Genomic DNA, 17136 nt, shown 5'->3' with positions numbered 1-17136 from the left:
CGTCTGGTGCGGTGCACCGCAAGGCGCCGGAGCGTCTCGATAGCGGAGCTATCGGGACGTTTCGGCAACGCGGCGAGGCGCCGTGCCAGACGCCGCGGGCCCGGCCATGATCCGCCGGACGCCCCCTAGGGTGTCCGGCGGATCGGGGTCGGGCCCGGATACGCCCACGGGGCGCGCCGCTCGTGCGGTGCGCCCCGTGGGGTCGTGCTCACGCCCCGGGGGTGTCGGCCCCGGGGCGGGCGGCGGGAGGAAGGGGCTCAGCCGCCCAGCTCCTGGTGACGGGCGGCGTGCGCGGCCGCGCCGGCCTCCGTCAGGGAACCGAACAGGCGCAGGCGGGAGAAGCCGCCGTCCGGGAAGATGTCGATGCGCACGTGGGTGCCGACGGCCGGGGCGTCGAGGACGAACCGGTGGTTGGTGTCGGGCTGCAGGCGGGTGCGCGGCAGGAACTCCGTCCACTCGCCCTCCTCGCCGGTCTTGATGGACAGCGAGGCCCAGCCGGCGGAGTTGCCCTTGAGGTAGGCGGTGTCGATCTCGACGGCGCGGATCTCGGACTCGGCGACGAGCTGGTAGCGGATCCAGTCGTTGCCGTTGTCGCGGCGGCGGGCGGTCTCCCAGCCGTCGTCCATCTTGCGGGAGCGGCCCGGGTTGATGGTGTTGGTCGGCGGCGAGTAGAAGCGGTTGGAGGCGTCCTCGACGGAGCCGCCGTTCTCCAGGGCGACCACGTCGAAGGTGCCGAGCGCGGCGAGCCACTTCGGGTCGGGGCGCACCTCGCCGTGGACGCGCAGGCGGGCGACGCCGCCGTCGGGGTGCTGGTTCAGCCGTACGTGGGTGAAGCGCTGCTCGACGTCGACCGCGAAGCCGTTGGCCGCGTGGCCGCCGACCGGGGTGCGCTCGACGAGGGTCGTCCACTTGACGTCCTCGGACAGCAGCTCCTCGGCGGTCGGGGAGCCCGGTACCGAGGCGGCCTGGACGGACACGGCCTGCGGCATGTTGCCGCGGAAGTGGGCGGTGTCGACGACGATGCCGCGGATGACGCCGGGGGCGCCGAGGCGGATCAGGGCGTAGTCGTGGTCCTCGGCGGTGGGCCAGGGCTGCTCGGCGGACACGCCGCGGCGGCGGCGGGTCTCCCAGCCGTCCATGACCTTGCCCTTGTGGCCGAAGTGCTCGGGGTCGAAGTGCGGGGCCTCGGCGATGAGGAGGTTCTCGCGCTCGGCGAAGAACTCGTCGTTGGCGGCGATGACACCGGCGCCCAGCTCGCGCGCGGCCAGGTTCGCGTACTGGGTGAAGGGGAACTCCGCGGTGCGGTAGTCCGCGTACGGGTCGCCGCCTCCGTACGGGTTCGCGTTACCGGTGAAGGATGCCAGTCCAGTCGAACGCTGTGCCACTGTCAGTTCTGCCTTTCAAGGAGGAGGCCCGTGGGCTCGGTCGGGGTGCCGTGGTCGGCGATCTGCCGGCCCCGCAGCCAGGTGGACTTCACGACGCCGTGCAGGGTCTTGCCCGCGTACGCCGTGACCTGGTTGCGGTGGTGCAGTTCGGCCGGGTCCACGGTGAAGGTCTCTTCGGGGGCCAGGACGGCGAAGTCGGCGTCGCGGCCGACCTCGATGGCGCCCTTGCGGTCCAGCCCGGCGAGGGCGGCGGGGGCGGCGGACATCCAGCGGACGACGTCCTCCAGGGAACGGCCGCGCTTGCGCGCCTCGGTCCAGATGGCGGGCAGGCCCAGCTGGAGGGAGGAGATGCCGCCCCAGGCGGTGGAGAAGTCGCTCGTCTTCAGGTCCGCGGTGGACGGCGAGTGGTCCGAGACGATGCAGTCGATGGTGCCGTCGACCAGCGCGTCCCACAGCAGGTCCTGGTTGGCGGCCTCGCGGATGGGCGGGCAGCACTTGAACTCGCTGGCGCCGTCGGGCACTTCCTCGGCGGTCAGGGTGAGGTAGTGCGGGCAGGACTCGACGGTGATCCGTACGCCCTCGGCCTTGGCGGCGGCGATCAGCGGCAGCGCGTCGGAGGAGGACAGGTGCAGGACGTGGACGCGCGCGTTCAGTCGCTTCGCCTGGGCGATCAGGTTGCCGATCGCGGTGTTCTCGGCGTCGCGCGGGCGGGAGGCGAGGAAGTCGGCGTACTTGGGGCCGGGGACGACGGGGGCGGCGTCGAGGTGGTGCGGGTCCTCGGCGTGGACGATCATCAGGCCGCCGAAGCCGGTGATCTCGGCGAGCGAGGCGGCCAGCTGCTCCTGGTCGAGCTCGGGGAACTCCTCGACGCCCGAGGGCGACAGGAAGCACTTGAAGCCGTAGACACCGGCGTCGTGCAGCGGGCGCAGGTCCTTCACGTTGTTCGGGAGCGCGCCGCCCCAGAAGCCGACGTCCACGTGCGCCTTGCTGCGGGCGACCTCCTGCTTGACGCGGAGGTTGTCGACCGTGGTGGTCGGCGGCAGGGAGTTGAGCGGCATGTCGAGGAGGGTGGTGATGCCGCCGGCGGCGGCGGCGCGGGTGGCCGTCCAGAAGCCCTCCCACTCCGTGCGGCCCGGGTCGTTGACGTGGACGTGGGTGTCCACGAGGCCGGGGAGCAGGACGTCGTCGCCGAAGTCCTCCAGTCGGGCTCCGGCCGGTACGTCGGCGTCGTGCGCGAGTACGGCCGTGATCTTCCCGCCGGCGACGGCGACCGAGGCGGCCCGCGTCCCCTCGGGGGTGATGACGCGCGTCGAGCGCAGTACCAGTTCCACAGCCACATCGGCCACCGGGAACCTCCCCATCTACTTCCACAGAGCGAAATTCAACGTTCTGTTGACGGAGTCTTCACCCCGATCCGGGGCCAGTCAAGAGCGTCCGGACGGACCACTGACCGGCTCGTACCGCAATTGGATGTTTCCACAGGATGGAATTAAGATTTCACTATCCAGAATGTAGCTACCGCCACCCGCCACCGGGGGGCTACCTTCCGGAGGATGTCCACCACCGGGACAAACCACCCCTGACCGGCGAGGAAGGCGAGGCCCCGCATCTAGGGCCGTCGCCGACCGACGGGTAGGCTGCTCCCTTGCCTGCCAGCACCGAAAGGACCGCGCCGTGCCGACGTCCAGCGCCAGCACCACCGACGCTTCCGCCAAGCCCACCGCCGCGGGCGGTGGCGTCCAGTCCCTGGAGCGCGCCTTCGATCTGCTCGAACGCATGGCCGACGCCGGGGGCGAAGTCGGCCTCAGCGAGCTCTCCGCCGCCAGTGGCCTCCCGCTGCCCACCATCCACCGGCTGATGCGCACGCTCGTCGCGTGCGGCTACGTCCGGCAGCAGCCCAACCGACGGTACTCCCTCGGCCCCCGGCTGATCCGCCTCGGCGAGTCGGCGTCGCGCCTGCTGGGCACCTGGGCCCGCCCCTACCTCGCCCGCCTGGTCGAGGAGACCGGCGAGACGGCGAACATGGCGCTGCTCGACGGCGACGAGATCGTCTACGTCGCCCAGGTGCCGTCCAAGCACTCCATGCGCATGTTCACCGAGGTCGGCCGCCGCGTGCTGCCGCACTCCACCGGTGTGGGCAAGGCGCTGCTCGCCCACACCCCCGCCGACGAGGTACGGGCGCTCCTGGCGCGCACCGGCATGCCGGCCGCGACCGAGAAGACCATCACCACGCCCGAGGGCTTCCTCGACGCGCTGGAGCAGGTCCGCAAGGTGGGCTACGCGGTCGACGACAACGAGCAGGAAATAGGAGTCCGCTGCCTCGCCGTGTCGGTGCCGAACTCGCCGACCGCCGCCGCGATCTCCATCTCAGGCCCGGCGGGCCGGGTGACCGAGGCCGTCGCCGAGTCCTTCGTGCCGATCCTTCAGGGCGTGGCCGCCGAGCTGTCGGTGGCCCTGTCCAACCAGACGCCGGCCTAGCGTTACCCGTCCGGCGGCGGGCCGAAGGCCGCCGGCCTGGCGGGGAGGCGGTGGGCCGGCGCCGGTGGGCCGGCGGCAGTCGGCCTGTAGCAGTGGGCCGGTCGGGCGTCCGCGATGGCGGGGTGCGCGTGGGCGGGGCAGCGTGGTCGGGAACCGTCCCGCCGCACCGCCGCGAGGTCCGCCCCATGGCCACGAGCCCCGTCACAGCGCCGCGTCCGCCCGAGGCCCGGCACGGGTCCGCCGCAGGCAGGGGCCGACGGCGCGCTCTCCTCTGGTTGGCCCCCGTCGCCGCCGCGTACTGCCTCGCCCAGCTGCTCCTGGCCGTGCCCGGCGTCGGGCTCGGCTGGGACGAGACCGTGTACGTCAGCCAGGTCTCCCGCGACGCGCCCGCCGCCTTCCTCAGCGCCCCGCGCGCCCGCGGCATCACGTTCCTCGTCGCCCCCGTCACCGCACTCACCCCGTCCGTCCTGGCCCTGCGGATCTACCTGGCCCTGCTCTCGGCGACTGCGCTGCTGCTCTCCCTCTGGGCATGGCGGCGCGTGCTCCCCGCGCCCGTGCTCGCCCTGGCGGGGGCCCTCTTCGCCGGCCTGTGGCCGACCCTGTTCTACGGTCCGCAGGCCATGCCCAACCTCTGGGTGGCCTTCGGGGCGCTCCTCGCCGTCGGCTGCTTCCTGCGGGCCGCCCGCGACCCCGGCGACCGCCCCGCGCTCGCCGGGCTCGCCGCCGGGATCGCCCTCGCCGCGCTCATGCGCCCCTCCGACGCGGTCTGGCTCGTCCTGCCCCTGGCGTGCGCCGTGCCCGCCGCCCGCGCCGGGCGGCGGACCGCGCTGCTCGCCGCGCTCGCCTCCGGGGCCCTGCTCGGCGCGGCCGAGTGGGTCGCCGAGGCCGAGCTCCGCTACGGCGGCCTCCTCACCCGACTGCACCGCGCCGGGGAGATCCAGGGCGGCCTCGGCTGGCACCCGGCGTTCGGCGACCACGCCCGCGCCCTGAGCGGCCGTACGCTCTGCCGCCCGTGCGACGTGCCCTGGTCCCAGCCCGTCACCGCCCTGTGGTGGTTTCTACTGCCCCTGCTCACCGCGGCCGGGCTCGTCATCGCGTACCGGTCCGGGCGGCTGCGCCCGTTCCTGCTGCCCACGGCGACGGCGCTGTCCCTGGCGGCGCCGTACCTGCTGCTGGTCGGGTACGCGGCTCCCCGCTTCCTGCTGCCCGCGTACGCCCTGCTGTCCCTCCCCGTCGCCCTGGTCCTGGCCCGGCTGCTCGCCTGGGCCCGGACCCGGCCGGTCGCCCTGGCACTGCTGTGCGTGGCGCTGGCAGCGCACCTCGCGCTGCACCTCGCCGTCACCGCCCAACTCGGGGCGCGGGGCAGGGCCAACCGGGCGGCCTTCGCGACCGTGGCCGCCGAGCTGCACCGCCAGGGGGTACGGCCGCCCTGCGTGGTCAGCGGCGAGGAGGCCGTCCGGGTGGCCTTCCTCGCCGGGTGCGCCTCACGCCAGGTTTACGGGGGCCACGACGGCAGCATCAGCGCCGACGGGCTCGCCGCCCTGGCCCGCACCCGGCCCACGGCGGTGCTGGTGGCGAACGGGGCGCCGCCGCCCGCGTGGGCCCGGGGCTGGCGGCCGCTCCCCCTGCCGGACTTCCCGGGCGGGCCCGGCCACCTCGCCTACCTGTCCTCTTCGGCGCGCCCCGCCCCGGCGGACGGCCACACCGCCACCGACGGCCACACCGCCACCGACGCCGACGCGCGCCGGCTACGCGGGGACTGAGACGGTGAGCCGGCCGTCGGCCATGGTCGCCGTACGGTCCATGCGTTCCAGGTGCGCGTGGTCGTGCGTGACCAGCACCGTGGCGGTGGAGCGCTCCCGGGTGAGGGTCACCAACAGGTCGAGGACGGCCGCGCCCCGCTCGTGGTCGAGGGCGCTGGTGGGCTCGTCGACCAGCAGCACCGCCGGCTCGTTCATCAGCGCGCGGGCGATGTTGATCCGCTGGCGCTGCCCGCCCGAGAGCTGGTGCGGCCGCCGGTCGGCCTTGTCGGCCAGCCCCACCGCGTCCAGCAGCTCCAGCGCCCGCCCGCGCAGCCGCTTGGACGGCCGACCCGAGATGTGCGCCATCACCTGGAGCTGCTCGGCGGCGGTCAGCGAGGCCAGCAGGTTCGGCTGCTGGAAGACGATGCCGATGCTCTCGCGGCGCAGGGCCGACTTCTCGGCCGCGCCCAGCGCCGTGACGTCCTGCCCGGCGACGACCACCCGGCCGGAGTCCGGGGTGACCAGGGTCGCGGCCACCGCCAGCAGGCTGGACTTGCCGGAGCCCGAGGGGCCGATGACGGCGGTCAGGGTGCCGGCCGGGACCTCCAGGCTCACCGCGTCCAGCGCCGTGAGGCGGCCGTCCCCGTCGGGGTAGGTGAGTGTGACGTCGTGGACGAGGAGGGTCATCGGGCGCTCCCGAGGGCGGTCAGCGGGTCGACGGCGGTGATCCGCCGGATGGACAGGGCCGCGCCCAGCGCGCCGAGCGCGATCATGATCGCGGCGGGGACGAGCACGGTGGCGGCGTCGAGGACGAAGGGCACGTCGCCGCCGCTGATCAGCGCGCCGATGGCGACCGCGAGGGCCGTGCCGAGCCCGGTGCCGATGGCCAGCATCACCACGGCCTGGCCGAGCGCGTCGCGCAGCAGGTACGGGGTGGAGGCGCCCAGCGCCTTCAGGACGGCGACGTCGCCGCTGCGCTGGATCGTCCAGACGGTGAAGAAGGCCCCTATGACCAGCGCGGAGATCGCGAAGAGGAAGCCGCGCATCAGCTGGAGCGAGCCGTTCTCGGCCTGGTAGGAGCCTATGGCGCCGAGTGCCTCGTCGACGGTCCGCGACGTCGTGCCGGCGGCCCGGTCGGCGGCGGCGAGGTCCACGGACCCGGAGGTGTCCAGGGCGATCACGGTGGCGAGGGTCTCCAGGGAGGTCCCCGGGTTGCCGATGCGCTGCCAGTCGTTCAGGTCCATCCAGACGACCGGGGTGTGGCTGTAGGCGGCGGTGCCGGACACCGCGGCCACGGTCAGCTCCAGCTGCCCGATCTTCACCTTGCCGCCGGGGCGCAGACCGCCGAGTTCCCTGGCCGCCTTCTCGGCCAGGACGACGGAGCCCTGCGCGAGCCCCGCGCCGGCGGGCGGCAGCGGGCCGGTCGCCTCGACGCCGAAGACGGAGACGGCGGCGGTGCGCTCACCCGAGACGGCGTTGGTGGTGCGGATGCCGAGCGGCTGGGCGGACGTCACCCCCGGCCGGTCGCGCCAGGACCGCCAGGCACTCTCGGGCAGCTGGGAGTTGGTGAAGGAGACCTTCTGGTCCCCGGCGGGCGCGGCGAAGGCCAGCCGCGAGGCGGGCAGTCCGGTGATGGCCGAGATGTTCTCCCGGGCCAGTCCGGAGGTGAGCCCGGACAGCAGGCCGACCAACAGTGTGATCAACAGGACGACCGAGCCCATGAGGGCGAAGCGGCCCTTGGCGAACCGTAGATCTCTCCATGCGACGAACATGACCCCCACCTTGGTCTTCCGCGTGGGCACAGGGCATCGCGCCACAGTAGGGATCCTCCTATCGAAGGTGTCACGCGGACATCGAACTTTTGGTTGACCGGAGCTCCGCACCGCCGCTCTAGGCTGGTCGAGACATGTCTGACGCCGCCCCGCTCCCGCGCCCCCTGACCCCCGTCTCCCGCGTCCTGCGGCTGTGCCTGCACGCGCTGCTGCTCGGGCTGCTCGCGCTGGCCGCCTCCCGCGCCGTCGCCGGCTCCGCGCCGCGCGCCGGCGCGGTGGTCGCCGCCTGCGCCGTGCTGGCCGCCGTCTACGCGGCGGGCGTACGGGCCCCCGCCGTGCACCGCTCCGCACGCGCCGCCGGGGTGTGGTTGGCCGCCGTGGGCGCAGCTTGGGTGGCGCTGCTGGTGGTCTCGCCCGACGGGCTGTGGATCGCGTTCCCGCTGTACTTCCTGGAGCTGCACCTGCTGCGGCTGCGCTGGGCGCTGGCCGCCGTCGCGCTCACGGCGTGCGCGGCCATCGGCGGGTTCGTCGCGCACAGCGGCTCCCCGAACCCGGGGGCCTTCCTCGGGCCGGTGCTGGGCGGGGCGGTGGCCGTCGCGACGGTGCTCGGCTACCAGGCGCTGTACCGCGAGAGCGAGCGGCGCCGGGAGCTGATCGAGGAGCTGATCGCCACCCGTGCCGAGCTGGCAGCCGCCGAGCGGGGCGCGGGGATCCTGGCCGAACGCGAGCGCTTGGCCCGGGAGATCCACGACACCCTTGCCCAGGGCCTGTCCTCGATCCAGCTCCTGCTGCGCGCGGCGGAACGCGCCCTGTCCGAGGACCGTACGGGCTCGGAGGACCGTACGGGCTCGGAGGACCGTACGGGCTCGGAGGACCGTACGGCCGCCCCCGAGGTCGACGCGCGGGCCACGGCGGCGCTCACGCACATCGGCCGCGCCCGCGAGGCCGCGCAGGACAACCTCGCCGAGGCACGGCGCTTCGTACGGGCCCTGTCACCCCCGGACCTGGCGCACGGATCGCTGCCCGCCGCCCTGGAGCGGCTGTGCGCCGCCGCGCCGGGACCGCGCGTGCGCTTCACCGTCAGCGGGACCCTCCGCGAGCTGCCCACCCCCTACGAGGTGGCCCTGCTGCGGATCGCGCAGTCGGCGCTGGCCAATGTGGTGCGACACGCGCGGGCGGGCCGCGCCGAGATCACGCTGACCTTCATGGACAGTTCCGTCACCCTGGACGTCGTCGACGACGGCGAGGGCTTCGACCCCCGCGTCGATCCCCGCTTCGACCCCTCCCGCGCCCCCGCCGGCGAGGGCGGTTTCGGTCTGCCCGCGATGCGCGCGCGGGCCGAGAGCCTGGGCGGGCTGTTCACCGTCGAGTCCGACCCGGGCCAGGGCACCGCCGTGGCCGTGACCCTGCCGCTGCCCGTGGAGGCACCGTGACCATCCGTCTCCTGCTCGCCGACGACCACCCGGTGGTGCGGGCCGGGCTGCGCGCGGTCCTCGACACCGAGCCGGACTTCGCGGTGGTCGCCGAGGCGGCCACCGCCGAGCGGGCGGTGGAGCTGGCCGCCTCCGAGCCGGTGGACGTGGTCCTGATGGACCTCCAGTTCGGGTCCGGCATGCACGGCTCGGCGGCCACGGCGGCGATCACCGCGCGGCCCGACGCGCCCCGCGTCCTCGTACTGACCACGTACGACACGGACGCCGACATCCTCGCGGCGGTGGAGGCGGGCGCCTCCGGCTACCTGCTGAAGGACGCCCCGCCGGAGGAACTGGCGGCGGCGGTCCGCACGGCCGCCGCCGGGCAGTCGGCCCTGGCGCCGGCGGTGGCCCTGCGGCTGATGGACCGGATGCGGACGCCGGCGGAGGCCCTGACGAAGCGGGAGCTGGAGGTGCTCCAGCTGGTCGCGGACGGGCTGTCGAACCAGCAGATCTCGAAGCGGCTGTTCCTCAGCCAGGCCACCGTCAAGTCCCACTTGGTGCACATCTACGCGAAGCTCGGCGTCGATTCCCGCACCTCGGCGGTCGCGGCGGCCGCGACGCGCCGCCTGATCCGCACGCCGTAGGGGCTCAGCCCCGCCCCCGCCTCGTCCGCCCCCGCCCGGCTACGCCACCCAGTACGGCCGGTCCACGCCCGGGGTGAGGGGCACGCCGTCGTGGAAGGCCTGCGCGAGGAGGCGTACGCCCTCGTCCAGACGGGCCGCCGGCAGGGTGTACGGGATGCGCAGCCGGTGCTCGAAAGTGCCGGGGTCCACGCCGAAGCGGGCCCCGCGACCGATGTGCACGCCGGCCGCGGCGGCCCGTTCCGCCAGCGCCGAGCTGACGGGCTCCCCGAGGTCCACCCAGAGCGAGAGCCCGCCGGGCGGCACCTGCCAGGACCACTCGGGCGTGTACCGCTGGAGGGAGGCCACCAGGGCCGCGCGCTGACCGCGCAGCCGCTCCAGCCGCGCCGGCAGCGACGCGTCCAGGCCTTCCAGCAGCGGGAGGGAGACCAACTGGTCGAGCACCGAGCCGGTCATGTCGACGCTGACGCGTACGGCGGTCAGTTCGGTGATCAGCTTGGCGGTGGCCCGGACCCAGCCGACGCGCAGGCCGCCCCAGTGGGTCTTGCTGAGCGAGCCGATGGTGATCACGTGGTCGGCGCCGGCGCGCGGGGCGAGCGAGGCGAGCGGGGCCGGGGCGGGAGCGTCCAGGGCGATGTCGGCGATGGTCTCGTCCACCACCAGCCACGTCCCGGTGGCCCGGGTCGCCGCGAGCAGGCGCAGCCGCTGCTCCTCGGGCATCAGCAGGCCGGTCGGGTTGTGGAAGTCGGGGATCACGTAGGCCAATCGGGGCACCGTCTGGCGCAGGGTGGACTCGGCGATGTCCATGTCCCAGCCGGCGTCGGAGACGGCGATGGAGCCGGTGCGCAGGCGGGCGTGGCGCAGGGCGTCGAGGGCGTTGGCGTAGGTGGGGCTCTCGGTGACGACGCGGTCGCCGGGGCGGCACAGGAGACCGACGACGAGCGCGAAGGCCTGCTGTGCCCCGGCGGTGACGAGGATCTGCTCGGGGCGGGTGGGCAGCCCGCGCCGGGTGAAGCGGTCGGCGACGGCCTGGCGCAGGTCGGGCAGGCCGAAGGGGTGGTAGCCGGGGTTGCGGGTGTAGCCGGCCAGGCGGGGCGCGGCCCGGGCCAGGGCGTCGGTGAGGCTGCCCTCGGGGGCCCCCATGGCGGCGATGGCCAGGTCGATGCCGGGATCGCCGTCGGCGTGCCGGCCGCCGGCTCCGACGATGGCGTGGGCGCCGACGGGGGCGTGGCCTTCGGGGAGTTCGGTCCAGGTGCCGGAGCCGCGCCGGCTTCGGACGTAGCCGCTCTCGCGCAGCAGGTCGTAGGCGCCGGTGACGGTGGCCCGGCTGGCGCCGACGGCCTCGGCGAGTTCGCGTTCGGCGGGCAGGCGTACGTGCAGGGCGACGCGGCCGTCGAGGATGAGGGTACGGACGGCGTCGGCGAGGGAGCGGTAGCCGGGGCGGGCCAGGACCTCCGCCGGGAGCATGGCGGCGAGCTGGCGGCTGCCGATCGTCCTGTCCGCCGTGTGGACCACTCGCCCGTTCGCCATGCCAACCTCCCCCGATTGGCTCTGCCTGTCAGGCCAATCGGGGTCCAGACTCGCGGTATTGGCCCCCGATTGGCAAGGAGTAGCCACGATGCCGCAGCACTTCCTCACCGACCGTGACGAACGGGCCCTGGTGGCCGCCGCCGAGCACCGGATCTGCGAGCCGCTGCGCGTGGGCGCGGCCCTGGCCGTCGTAGGGCGCCTGCTGTCGCGGCGCCTGGGCCGGCCGGGGCGCCCGGGACGCCCGGGGCGCTCGGGACGCTCGGAAGGTGGGGCGCAGGGGCGAGAATCGCTGACATGCCAACCGATGTAGACCGTTCGACAGACCCGTCCTCCGACCGCCGAGCCCCCGCCGTGATCGCGGGGCTGCTGCTCGCCGCCGGGGGCGGCCGGCGGCTCGGCGGGCGGCCCAAGGCCCTGCTGTCCCACCGCGGCCGCCCCCTCGTGGAGAACGCCGTGCGCGTGCTGCGCGAGGCGGGCTGCGCCCCGATCCACGTGGTGCTGGGCGCCTCGGCGGCCGAGGTCCGCGAACGCGCCGACCTGAGCGGCTGCGTGGTCGTGGACAACCCGGACTGGGCGGAGGGCATGGGCTCCTCCCTGCGGGTGGGGCTGACCTCCCTGGCCGGTACGGGCGCCGACGCGGCCTTGGTCTCCCTGGTGGACCAGCCCGGCATCGGGCCGGCGGCCGTGGCCCGCGTACGGGAGGCGTACCGGTCGCCGTCGAGCCTGGTGGCTGCGTCCTACGACGGGGAACGCGGCCATCCGGTGCTGTTCGGGTCGCACCGATGGGCGGACATCGCGGCGACGGCCACGGGCGATCAGGGTGCGCGTGTCCACCTCAGGGAACACGCCGGGGACGTCATGCTGGTGGAGTGCGGGGACATCGCGGCGGCCTACGACATCGACACCCCGCCCGACCTGGCACGTCTGGACTGAGCGGCGCTCGCTCGCGCCTTGAGCGCCGTGTGACCACGATGGCACTGAGGGCCACCGGCTACCGGAATCTGTCGACTCAGAGAATCTCGACATCAACAAACCATTGAACTTCCACCATGAGGAAATTACTATCCACTGGTCAGAAGCGCCCTGAACCCACAGACGGCGCCCGCGACCGTTATCCGGAACTCTCCACACCCGACGGCACTGCGTGCCGTCTCGCGCGAGCATTCCCCGCGGCCGCCAGGCACCGCCGCTGAAGGAGTGACAGATATGTCCGCACCAGCGCCGTCCCCGCTGGCCATCGTCGACGCCGAGCCCCTGCCCCGGCAGGACGAAGTCCTCACGGAAGCGGCCCTCACCTTCGTGGCCGAGCTCCACCGGCGGTTCGCCCCCCGCCGCGCCGAGCTCCTCGCCCGACGGGCCGAGCGCCGCTCCGAGATCGCCCGGACCTCCACCCTCGACTTCCTCCCGGACACCGCACAGGTCCGCGAGGGCGACTGGAAGGTGGCCCCGGCCCCGGCGGCGCTGAACGACCGCCGCGTGGAGATCACCGGTCCGACGGACCGCAAGATGACCATCAACGCCCTGAACTCGGGCGCCAAGGTCTGGCTCGCCGACTTCGAGGACGCCTCGGCTCCCACCTGGGAGAACGTCGTCCTCGGCCAGCTCAACCTCATCGACGCCTACGAGCGCCGCATCGACTTCACGGACGCGCGCACCGGCAAGGCGTACGCCCTGAAGCCCGCCGACCAGCTCGCCACCGTCGTGATGCGGCCGCGCGGCTGGCACCTGGAGGAGCGTCACCTGCGGTTCGAGGGCGCCCCGGCCTCCGGCGCGCTCGTCGACTTCGGCCTGTACTTCTTCCACAACGCCCAGCGCCTGATCGACCTCGGCAAGGGCCCGTACTTCTACCTGCCGAAGACGGAATCGCACCTGGAGGCCCGCCTCTGGAACGAGATCTTCGTCTTCGCCCAGGACTACGTCGGCATCCCGCAGGGCACCGTCCGCGCGACCGTCCTCATCGAGACGATCACCGCGGCCTACGAGATGGAAGAGATCCTCTACGAGCTGCGCGACCACGCGGCCGGCCTGAACGCGGGCCGCTGGGACTACCTCTTCTCCATCGTCAAGAACTTCCGTGACGGCGGCGAGAAGTTCGTCCTGCCGGACCGCAACGCGGTGACCATGACGGCCCCGTTCATGCGCGCCTACACCGAACTGCTGGTCCGCACCTGCCACAAGCGCGGCGCCCACGCCATCGGCGGCATGGCGGCCTTCATCCCGTCCCGCAAGGACGCGGAGGTCAACAAGGTGGCGTTCGAGAAGGTCAAGGCCGACAAGGACCGCGAGGCGAACGACGGCTTCGACGGCTCCTGGGTCGCCCACCCCGACCTGGTCCCGATCGCGATGGCCTCCTTCGACGCCGTCCTCGGCGAGAAGCCCAACCAGAAGGACCGCCTGCGCGAGGACGTCGCGGTGGCCCCCGGCGACCTGATCGCGATCGACTCGCTGGACGCCCGTCCCACCTACGAGGGCCTGCGCAACGCCGTCCAGGTCGGCATCCGCTACATCGAGGCGTGGCTGCGCGGCCTCGGCGCGGTCGGCATCTTCGGCCTGATGGAGGACGCCGCCACAGCGGAGATCTCGCGCTCCCAGATCTGGCAGTGGATCAACGCCGGAGTCGTCTTCGAGAACGGCGAGCTCGCCACCGCCGAACTGACCCGCAAGATCGCCGCCGAGGAACTCGCCGCGATCCGCGCCGAGGTCGGCGACGAGGCCTTCGCGGCCGGAAAGTGGCAGCAGGCCCACGACCTCCTCCTCCAGGTCTCCCTGGACGCCGACTACGCGGACTTCCTCACCCTCCCCGCGTACGACCAACTCGTGGGCTGACACCCCCGACCTCCCCACCTCGACTGAAACGCACAGCAGTCGAAGAGCGGCTCCGCCCCCGTCCCCTTGCCGGTGACGGGGGCGGAGCCGTGTCCGGGCCCGGTTCGCGGGCGGCTTTGCGCAGGCGTTTGCCGGACAACGCGACGAAGTCCCCCGGAGTTGCCGGCGCGGGCCGGTCGTAGCGACACGGCGACCGAACGAACGGTCGGCCGTTACTTCATCGTAACTTGGCTGTACCTAGCGGTAACAAGTGGGCGCGTGTCACCTTTTCGGTGCCACCGGCGCCGGCGGTACCCCCACTTACCAAGCCACGCAGCGAAGTTGTTGGCGACTTCGGCGTGGCCGACCGCAGGAGTTCCGCAGTGATCGGATTCCGCAAGGCCGGCAAGGACCGGGTTGCCCCCAGGCGTGTGCGACGGCTGGCGGGCGTCGGGATGGTCGTACCGCTCGCCGTCGGCGCGTTGCTGGGCGGCGGGGCCGCCCCCGCCGTGGCCGGCCCCGGCAACGGACCCACCGCCGTGGTGTCCATGGGCGACAGCTACATCTCCGGCGAGGCCGGCCGCTGGAAGGGCAACAGCCTCACCAACACCGGCAACCGCAACGGCACCGACCGGGCCTGGATCAGCGGCAGTTCGTACGACCCCGCCAAGGTCTACGGGACCACCGCCGGCGGCTGCCACCGTTCGGACTCGGCCGAGGTGATCAGCGCGGGCGCCATCGCCGAGACGGCCGTGAACCTGGCCTGCTCCGGCGCGACCTCGCAGAACGTCTTCCGGGCCTCCAACGGGGGCGTGTCCTTCAAGGGCGAGGCCCCGCAGGCCGACCAGCTCGCGGCCGTCGCCGCGAGCCGCGACGTCAAGGTCATCGCGCTGTCCATCGGCGGCAACGACCTCGGCTTCGCCGACATCATCAAGGACTGCGCGTACGACTTCGTGCTCTGGGGCTCGTACTGCTACGACAACCAGCAGTACGGGGTCGACCAGAAGATCGACGCGGTGATGGCCGACGTCGGCAAGTCCGTGGACGAGATCCGCGCCGTCATGCGCGCGGCCGGCTACACGGACTCCTCGTACCGGATCGTCCTGCAGTCCTACCCCTCGCCGATCCCCCGGGCCGCGGAGAACCGCTACACCCAGAGCGACTGGAGCCGACTCAACACCGGCGGCTGCCCGTTCTGGAACCGGGACTCGGACTGGGCGCGGGACTCGTTGGTGCCGCAGATCGCGAACCGCATCAAGGGCGTGGCCACGGCCAAGGGCGTGCAGTTCCTGGACCTGAGGGACATGCTCCAGGGGCGTGAGGTCTGCGCGAAGGCCAGCAAGCAGGTCAGCTCCTCGGTGCCGGCGTCGGCGCGCACCAGCGAGTGGGCGCGCTGGATCGACAACAACGAGTCGCAGGGCCTGATCCAGGAGTCCATGCACCCGAACCACTACGGGCAGCTCGCCGTCGGACGGTGCCTGTCCCTGGCCGTCGCCCAGCCGGCCAACTCCACCGTCGGCTGCAAGAACACCGCCGGGGGCGACCACACGGGGATGTACCTGACTCCGGCGTCATAGCCCGCGTCATAGCCCGGAACCCCCGTCCGTCACGGCGGTAAACCGGATGAACCCGGCGGGGCGTGCTGTCAGGATCGCTTCCATGACAGCACGCCCCGCACGTCCGCCCCGCGCCGGCCGCCCCGATCGACCCAGCCTCTACATCTCCGTCGACATCGAGGCCGACGGCCCCATCCCCGGCCCCTACTCCATGATCAGCCTCGGGGCCTGCGTCGCCGGGCGGCAGGACGGCGCGCTGTATACGGCCGCCGATCCGCAACACCAGACCTTCTACCGGGAGTTGCGCCCCATCAGCGAGCGCCACGTGGAAGCCGCGCTCGCCGTGAGCGGCCTGGACCGCGACTGGCTGCTGCGCGAGGGCGCCGACCCGGCCACCGCCATGGCGGAGTTCCGTAGCTGGGTACGGGAGGTCTCCGCCGGAGCCCAGCCGGTGATGTGCGGCTACCCGGCCTCCTTCGACTGGACGTTCCTGTACTGGTACCTGATCGAGTTCGGCGACGACAGCCCCTTCGGCCACTCCGGCTGTCTGGACATGAAGACCCTCTACGCGACGAAGGCCCGCGTCCCGCTGCGCGCCGCCGTAAAGGGCCGCATGCCCCGCGCCCTCCTCTCCTCCCGCCCCCACACCCACCACGCCCTCGACGACGCGATCGAACAGGCGGAGCTGCTGAGCAACCTGATGCTGTGGGAGCCGGGGACACCCTAGGGGACTATCCCGCGCTCGGCGCCCGGTTCTCGTCGTCCTCCCGGAGGGCGGTGCGGACGCCGGTGACGACCACGGTGATCAGGCAGAGGGCGATGACGGTCTCGGCCCACAGGAAGGCGAACCAGTCCAGCACGCAGCCGATCGGGGGCGTGCCGGGGGCCGTGTTGCGGAACGCCGCGAGGGCGAACAGGGTGGCGGCCATCCAGGCGAGGGCGGGCCAGACCAGGCCCTTGCCGCGGGTCGTCAGGTACCAGGCTCCGAGGAGCACGGACGCCGCCAGCGCCCACATCACCACCATCATGAAGACCGCGAAGACGAGCAGGCTGCCCGATCGGGACAGCCTCAGCGTCACGACGGCCTCCTGCGGGGAGGGCGTGGGGCGCGCGGAGATCGAGAAGAGGGTGTCGTTGTTGGAGAACAGCAGGCGCACCGGCACCTGCTTGCCACCCAGCATCGCCCGGAACCCGATGTCGGTCTCGTAGGTGTCGAACGGGTAGTCGCTGATCGACCCACCCGCGAGCGCGACCTGCACGTCCCTGGTCTCCAGCCGCTCGTGCGCCGTGAACTCCAGGTCGCCGAGGGTGGCCCCGGAGGTCTGGAGGCTGAGATCGGCCACCGGGGCGGCCCCCTCCGCCTCGGCGAGGGTCCCGCGTGGGGTGACCCAGACGCGCAGCTCCAGCTCTCTGGCCGCGGCGTCGACGCGTTGGACGACGGCCTCGACGTCCACCCGGTCGGCGGCCGACGATCCGACGGTGTGGACCGTCTCGCCCGCCTGCTGCTCGGCGAACTGCAGCCACGAGCCCACGGATACCGCTACGAGGATCAGGACCGCGACGGGCAGCAGGACCGCCACGATCGACCCCCCGGAGCGGCGTGGGCGCGGGGGGTCCGACGGGGGGTCCGACGGTCGGGCCGGCGGTGGGGCCGAGGGTGGGGCCATGGTGACTCCGACGAGGTGGGGTTCGGGTCGTGTGCTGCTGCTGCGGCGCGCGTCCCATCGTGTCGGACGGCCCGGGGGCTACCGGGTGTGACCGCTCCGCGTGCACCCGAACGCGTCACCCGGTAGCGTCGAAAGCGCGCGCTCC

Annotated in this window: 15 protein-coding genes; 9 read left to right on the top strand and 6 right to left on the bottom strand. The window is 73.2% G+C overall.

Annotation, left to right across the window (positions count from 1 at the left end):
* Positions 1 to 257: 257 nt before the first annotated feature.
* Together alc and allB are read right to left on the bottom strand one after the other, a co-directional pair.
* The gene (gene alc, locus M4D82_RS27015) at positions 258 to 1385 is read right to left on the bottom strand and encodes an allantoicase (RefSeq protein WP_249768546.1); all 1128 of its coding nucleotides are present in this window, start codon (positions 1383 to 1385) and stop codon (positions 258 to 260) included.
* 2 nt (positions 1386 to 1387) lie between these two features.
* On the bottom strand, positions 1388 to 2746 hold the full coding sequence (gene allB / locus M4D82_RS27010; protein WP_502989009.1) for an allantoinase AllB: 1359 nt from the start codon (positions 2744 to 2746) through the stop codon (positions 1388 to 1390).
* Between the two features lie 313 nt (positions 2747 to 3059).
* Between allB and M4D82_RS27005 the strand changes: the two genes are divergently transcribed.
* Together M4D82_RS27005 and M4D82_RS27000 are read left to right on the top strand one after the other, a co-directional pair.
* Complete coding sequence (locus tag M4D82_RS27005; protein ID WP_249768544.1) at positions 3060 to 3863, top strand: IclR family transcriptional regulator; 804 nt, start codon at positions 3060 to 3062, stop codon at positions 3861 to 3863.
* 185 nt (positions 3864 to 4048) lie between these two features.
* Positions 4049 to 5626 (top strand): hypothetical protein, encoded by a 1578-nt coding sequence (locus tag M4D82_RS27000; protein ID WP_249768543.1) that lies wholly within the window; start codon positions 4049 to 4051, stop codon positions 5624 to 5626.
* On the opposite strand, the gene M4D82_RS26995 is transcribed toward M4D82_RS27000, so the two are convergent.
* Both M4D82_RS26995 and M4D82_RS26990 read right to left on the bottom strand, forming a co-directional pair.
* A complete protein-coding gene (locus tag M4D82_RS26995) occupies positions 5612 to 6292 on the bottom strand; it encodes an ABC transporter ATP-binding protein (RefSeq protein WP_249768542.1) in 681 nt (226 codons plus the stop codon). The two genes, M4D82_RS27000 and M4D82_RS26995, sit on opposite strands and share 15 nt — an antisense overlap.
* Complete coding sequence (locus M4D82_RS26990; protein WP_249768541.1) at positions 6289 to 7377, bottom strand: ABC transporter permease; 1089 nt, start codon at positions 7375 to 7377, stop codon at positions 6289 to 6291. The genes M4D82_RS26995 and M4D82_RS26990 overlap by 4 nt, the downstream gene beginning before the upstream one ends.
* 134 nt (positions 7378 to 7511) lie before the next feature.
* On the opposite strand from M4D82_RS26990, the gene M4D82_RS26985 reads away from it, so the two are divergent.
* Positions 7512 to 8810 carry a sensor histidine kinase gene (locus M4D82_RS26985; protein WP_249768540.1) on the top strand — a complete coding sequence of 433 codons (1299 nt, stop codon included), beginning with the start codon at positions 7512 to 7514 and terminating at the stop codon, positions 8808 to 8810.
* The gene (locus M4D82_RS26980; protein WP_249768539.1) at positions 8807 to 9436 is read left to right on the top strand and encodes a response regulator; all 630 of its coding nucleotides are present in this window, start codon (positions 8807 to 8809) and stop codon (positions 9434 to 9436) included. Before M4D82_RS26985 ends, M4D82_RS26980 begins: the two co-directional genes overlap by 4 nt.
* Before the next feature lie 39 nt (positions 9437 to 9475).
* Here the strand turns inward: M4D82_RS26980 and yczR are convergent, their stop codons facing one another.
* Entirely contained in the window at positions 9476 to 10963 is a 1488-nt protein-coding gene (gene yczR, locus M4D82_RS26975; protein ID WP_249768538.1) for a MocR-like transcription factor YczR, read from the bottom strand.
* Positions 10964 to 11051: 88 nt separating this feature from the next.
* On the opposite strand from yczR, the gene M4D82_RS26970 reads away from it, so the two are divergent.
* The 5 genes from M4D82_RS26970 (at position 11052) to M4D82_RS26950 (ending at position 16051) form a co-directional block, all read left to right on the top strand.
* Positions 11052 to 11273 (top strand): hypothetical protein, encoded by a 222-nt coding sequence (locus tag M4D82_RS26970; protein ID WP_249768537.1) that lies wholly within the window; start codon positions 11052 to 11054, stop codon positions 11271 to 11273.
* A complete protein-coding gene (locus M4D82_RS26965; RefSeq protein ID WP_249768536.1) occupies positions 11258 to 11896 on the top strand; it encodes a nucleotidyltransferase family protein in 639 nt (212 codons plus the stop codon). Before M4D82_RS26970 ends, M4D82_RS26965 begins: the two co-directional genes overlap by 16 nt.
* A gap of 273 nt (positions 11897 to 12169) precedes the next feature.
* Positions 12170 to 13789 carry a malate synthase A gene (gene aceB / locus M4D82_RS26960; RefSeq protein WP_249768535.1) on the top strand — a complete coding sequence of 540 codons (1620 nt, stop codon included), beginning with the start codon at positions 12170 to 12172 and terminating at the stop codon, positions 13787 to 13789.
* Positions 13790 to 14151: 362 nt separating this feature from the next.
* Positions 14152 to 15345 (top strand): GDSL-type esterase/lipase family protein, encoded by a 1194-nt coding sequence (locus M4D82_RS26955; protein WP_502989008.1) that lies wholly within the window; start codon positions 14152 to 14154, stop codon positions 15343 to 15345.
* 82 nt (positions 15346 to 15427) lie between these two features.
* Positions 15428 to 16051 carry a 3'-5' exonuclease gene (locus tag M4D82_RS26950; RefSeq protein ID WP_249768533.1) on the top strand — a complete coding sequence of 208 codons (624 nt, stop codon included), beginning with the start codon at positions 15428 to 15430 and terminating at the stop codon, positions 16049 to 16051.
* Positions 16052 to 16055: 4 nt separating this feature from the next.
* Here M4D82_RS26950 and M4D82_RS26945 read toward each other — a convergent pair whose 3' ends face one another.
* The gene (locus M4D82_RS26945) at positions 16056 to 16904 is read right to left on the bottom strand and encodes a DUF4436 family protein (RefSeq protein ID WP_249768532.1); all 849 of its coding nucleotides are present in this window, start codon (positions 16902 to 16904) and stop codon (positions 16056 to 16058) included.
* Positions 16905 to 17136 lie beyond the last annotated feature (232 nt).

The organism is Streptomyces sp. RerS4 (assembly GCF_023515955.1).
Classification (GTDB): domain Bacteria; phylum Actinomycetota; class Actinomycetes; order Streptomycetales; family Streptomycetaceae; genus Streptomyces.
This window is presented reverse-complemented; position numbering and strand designations above follow the sequence as displayed.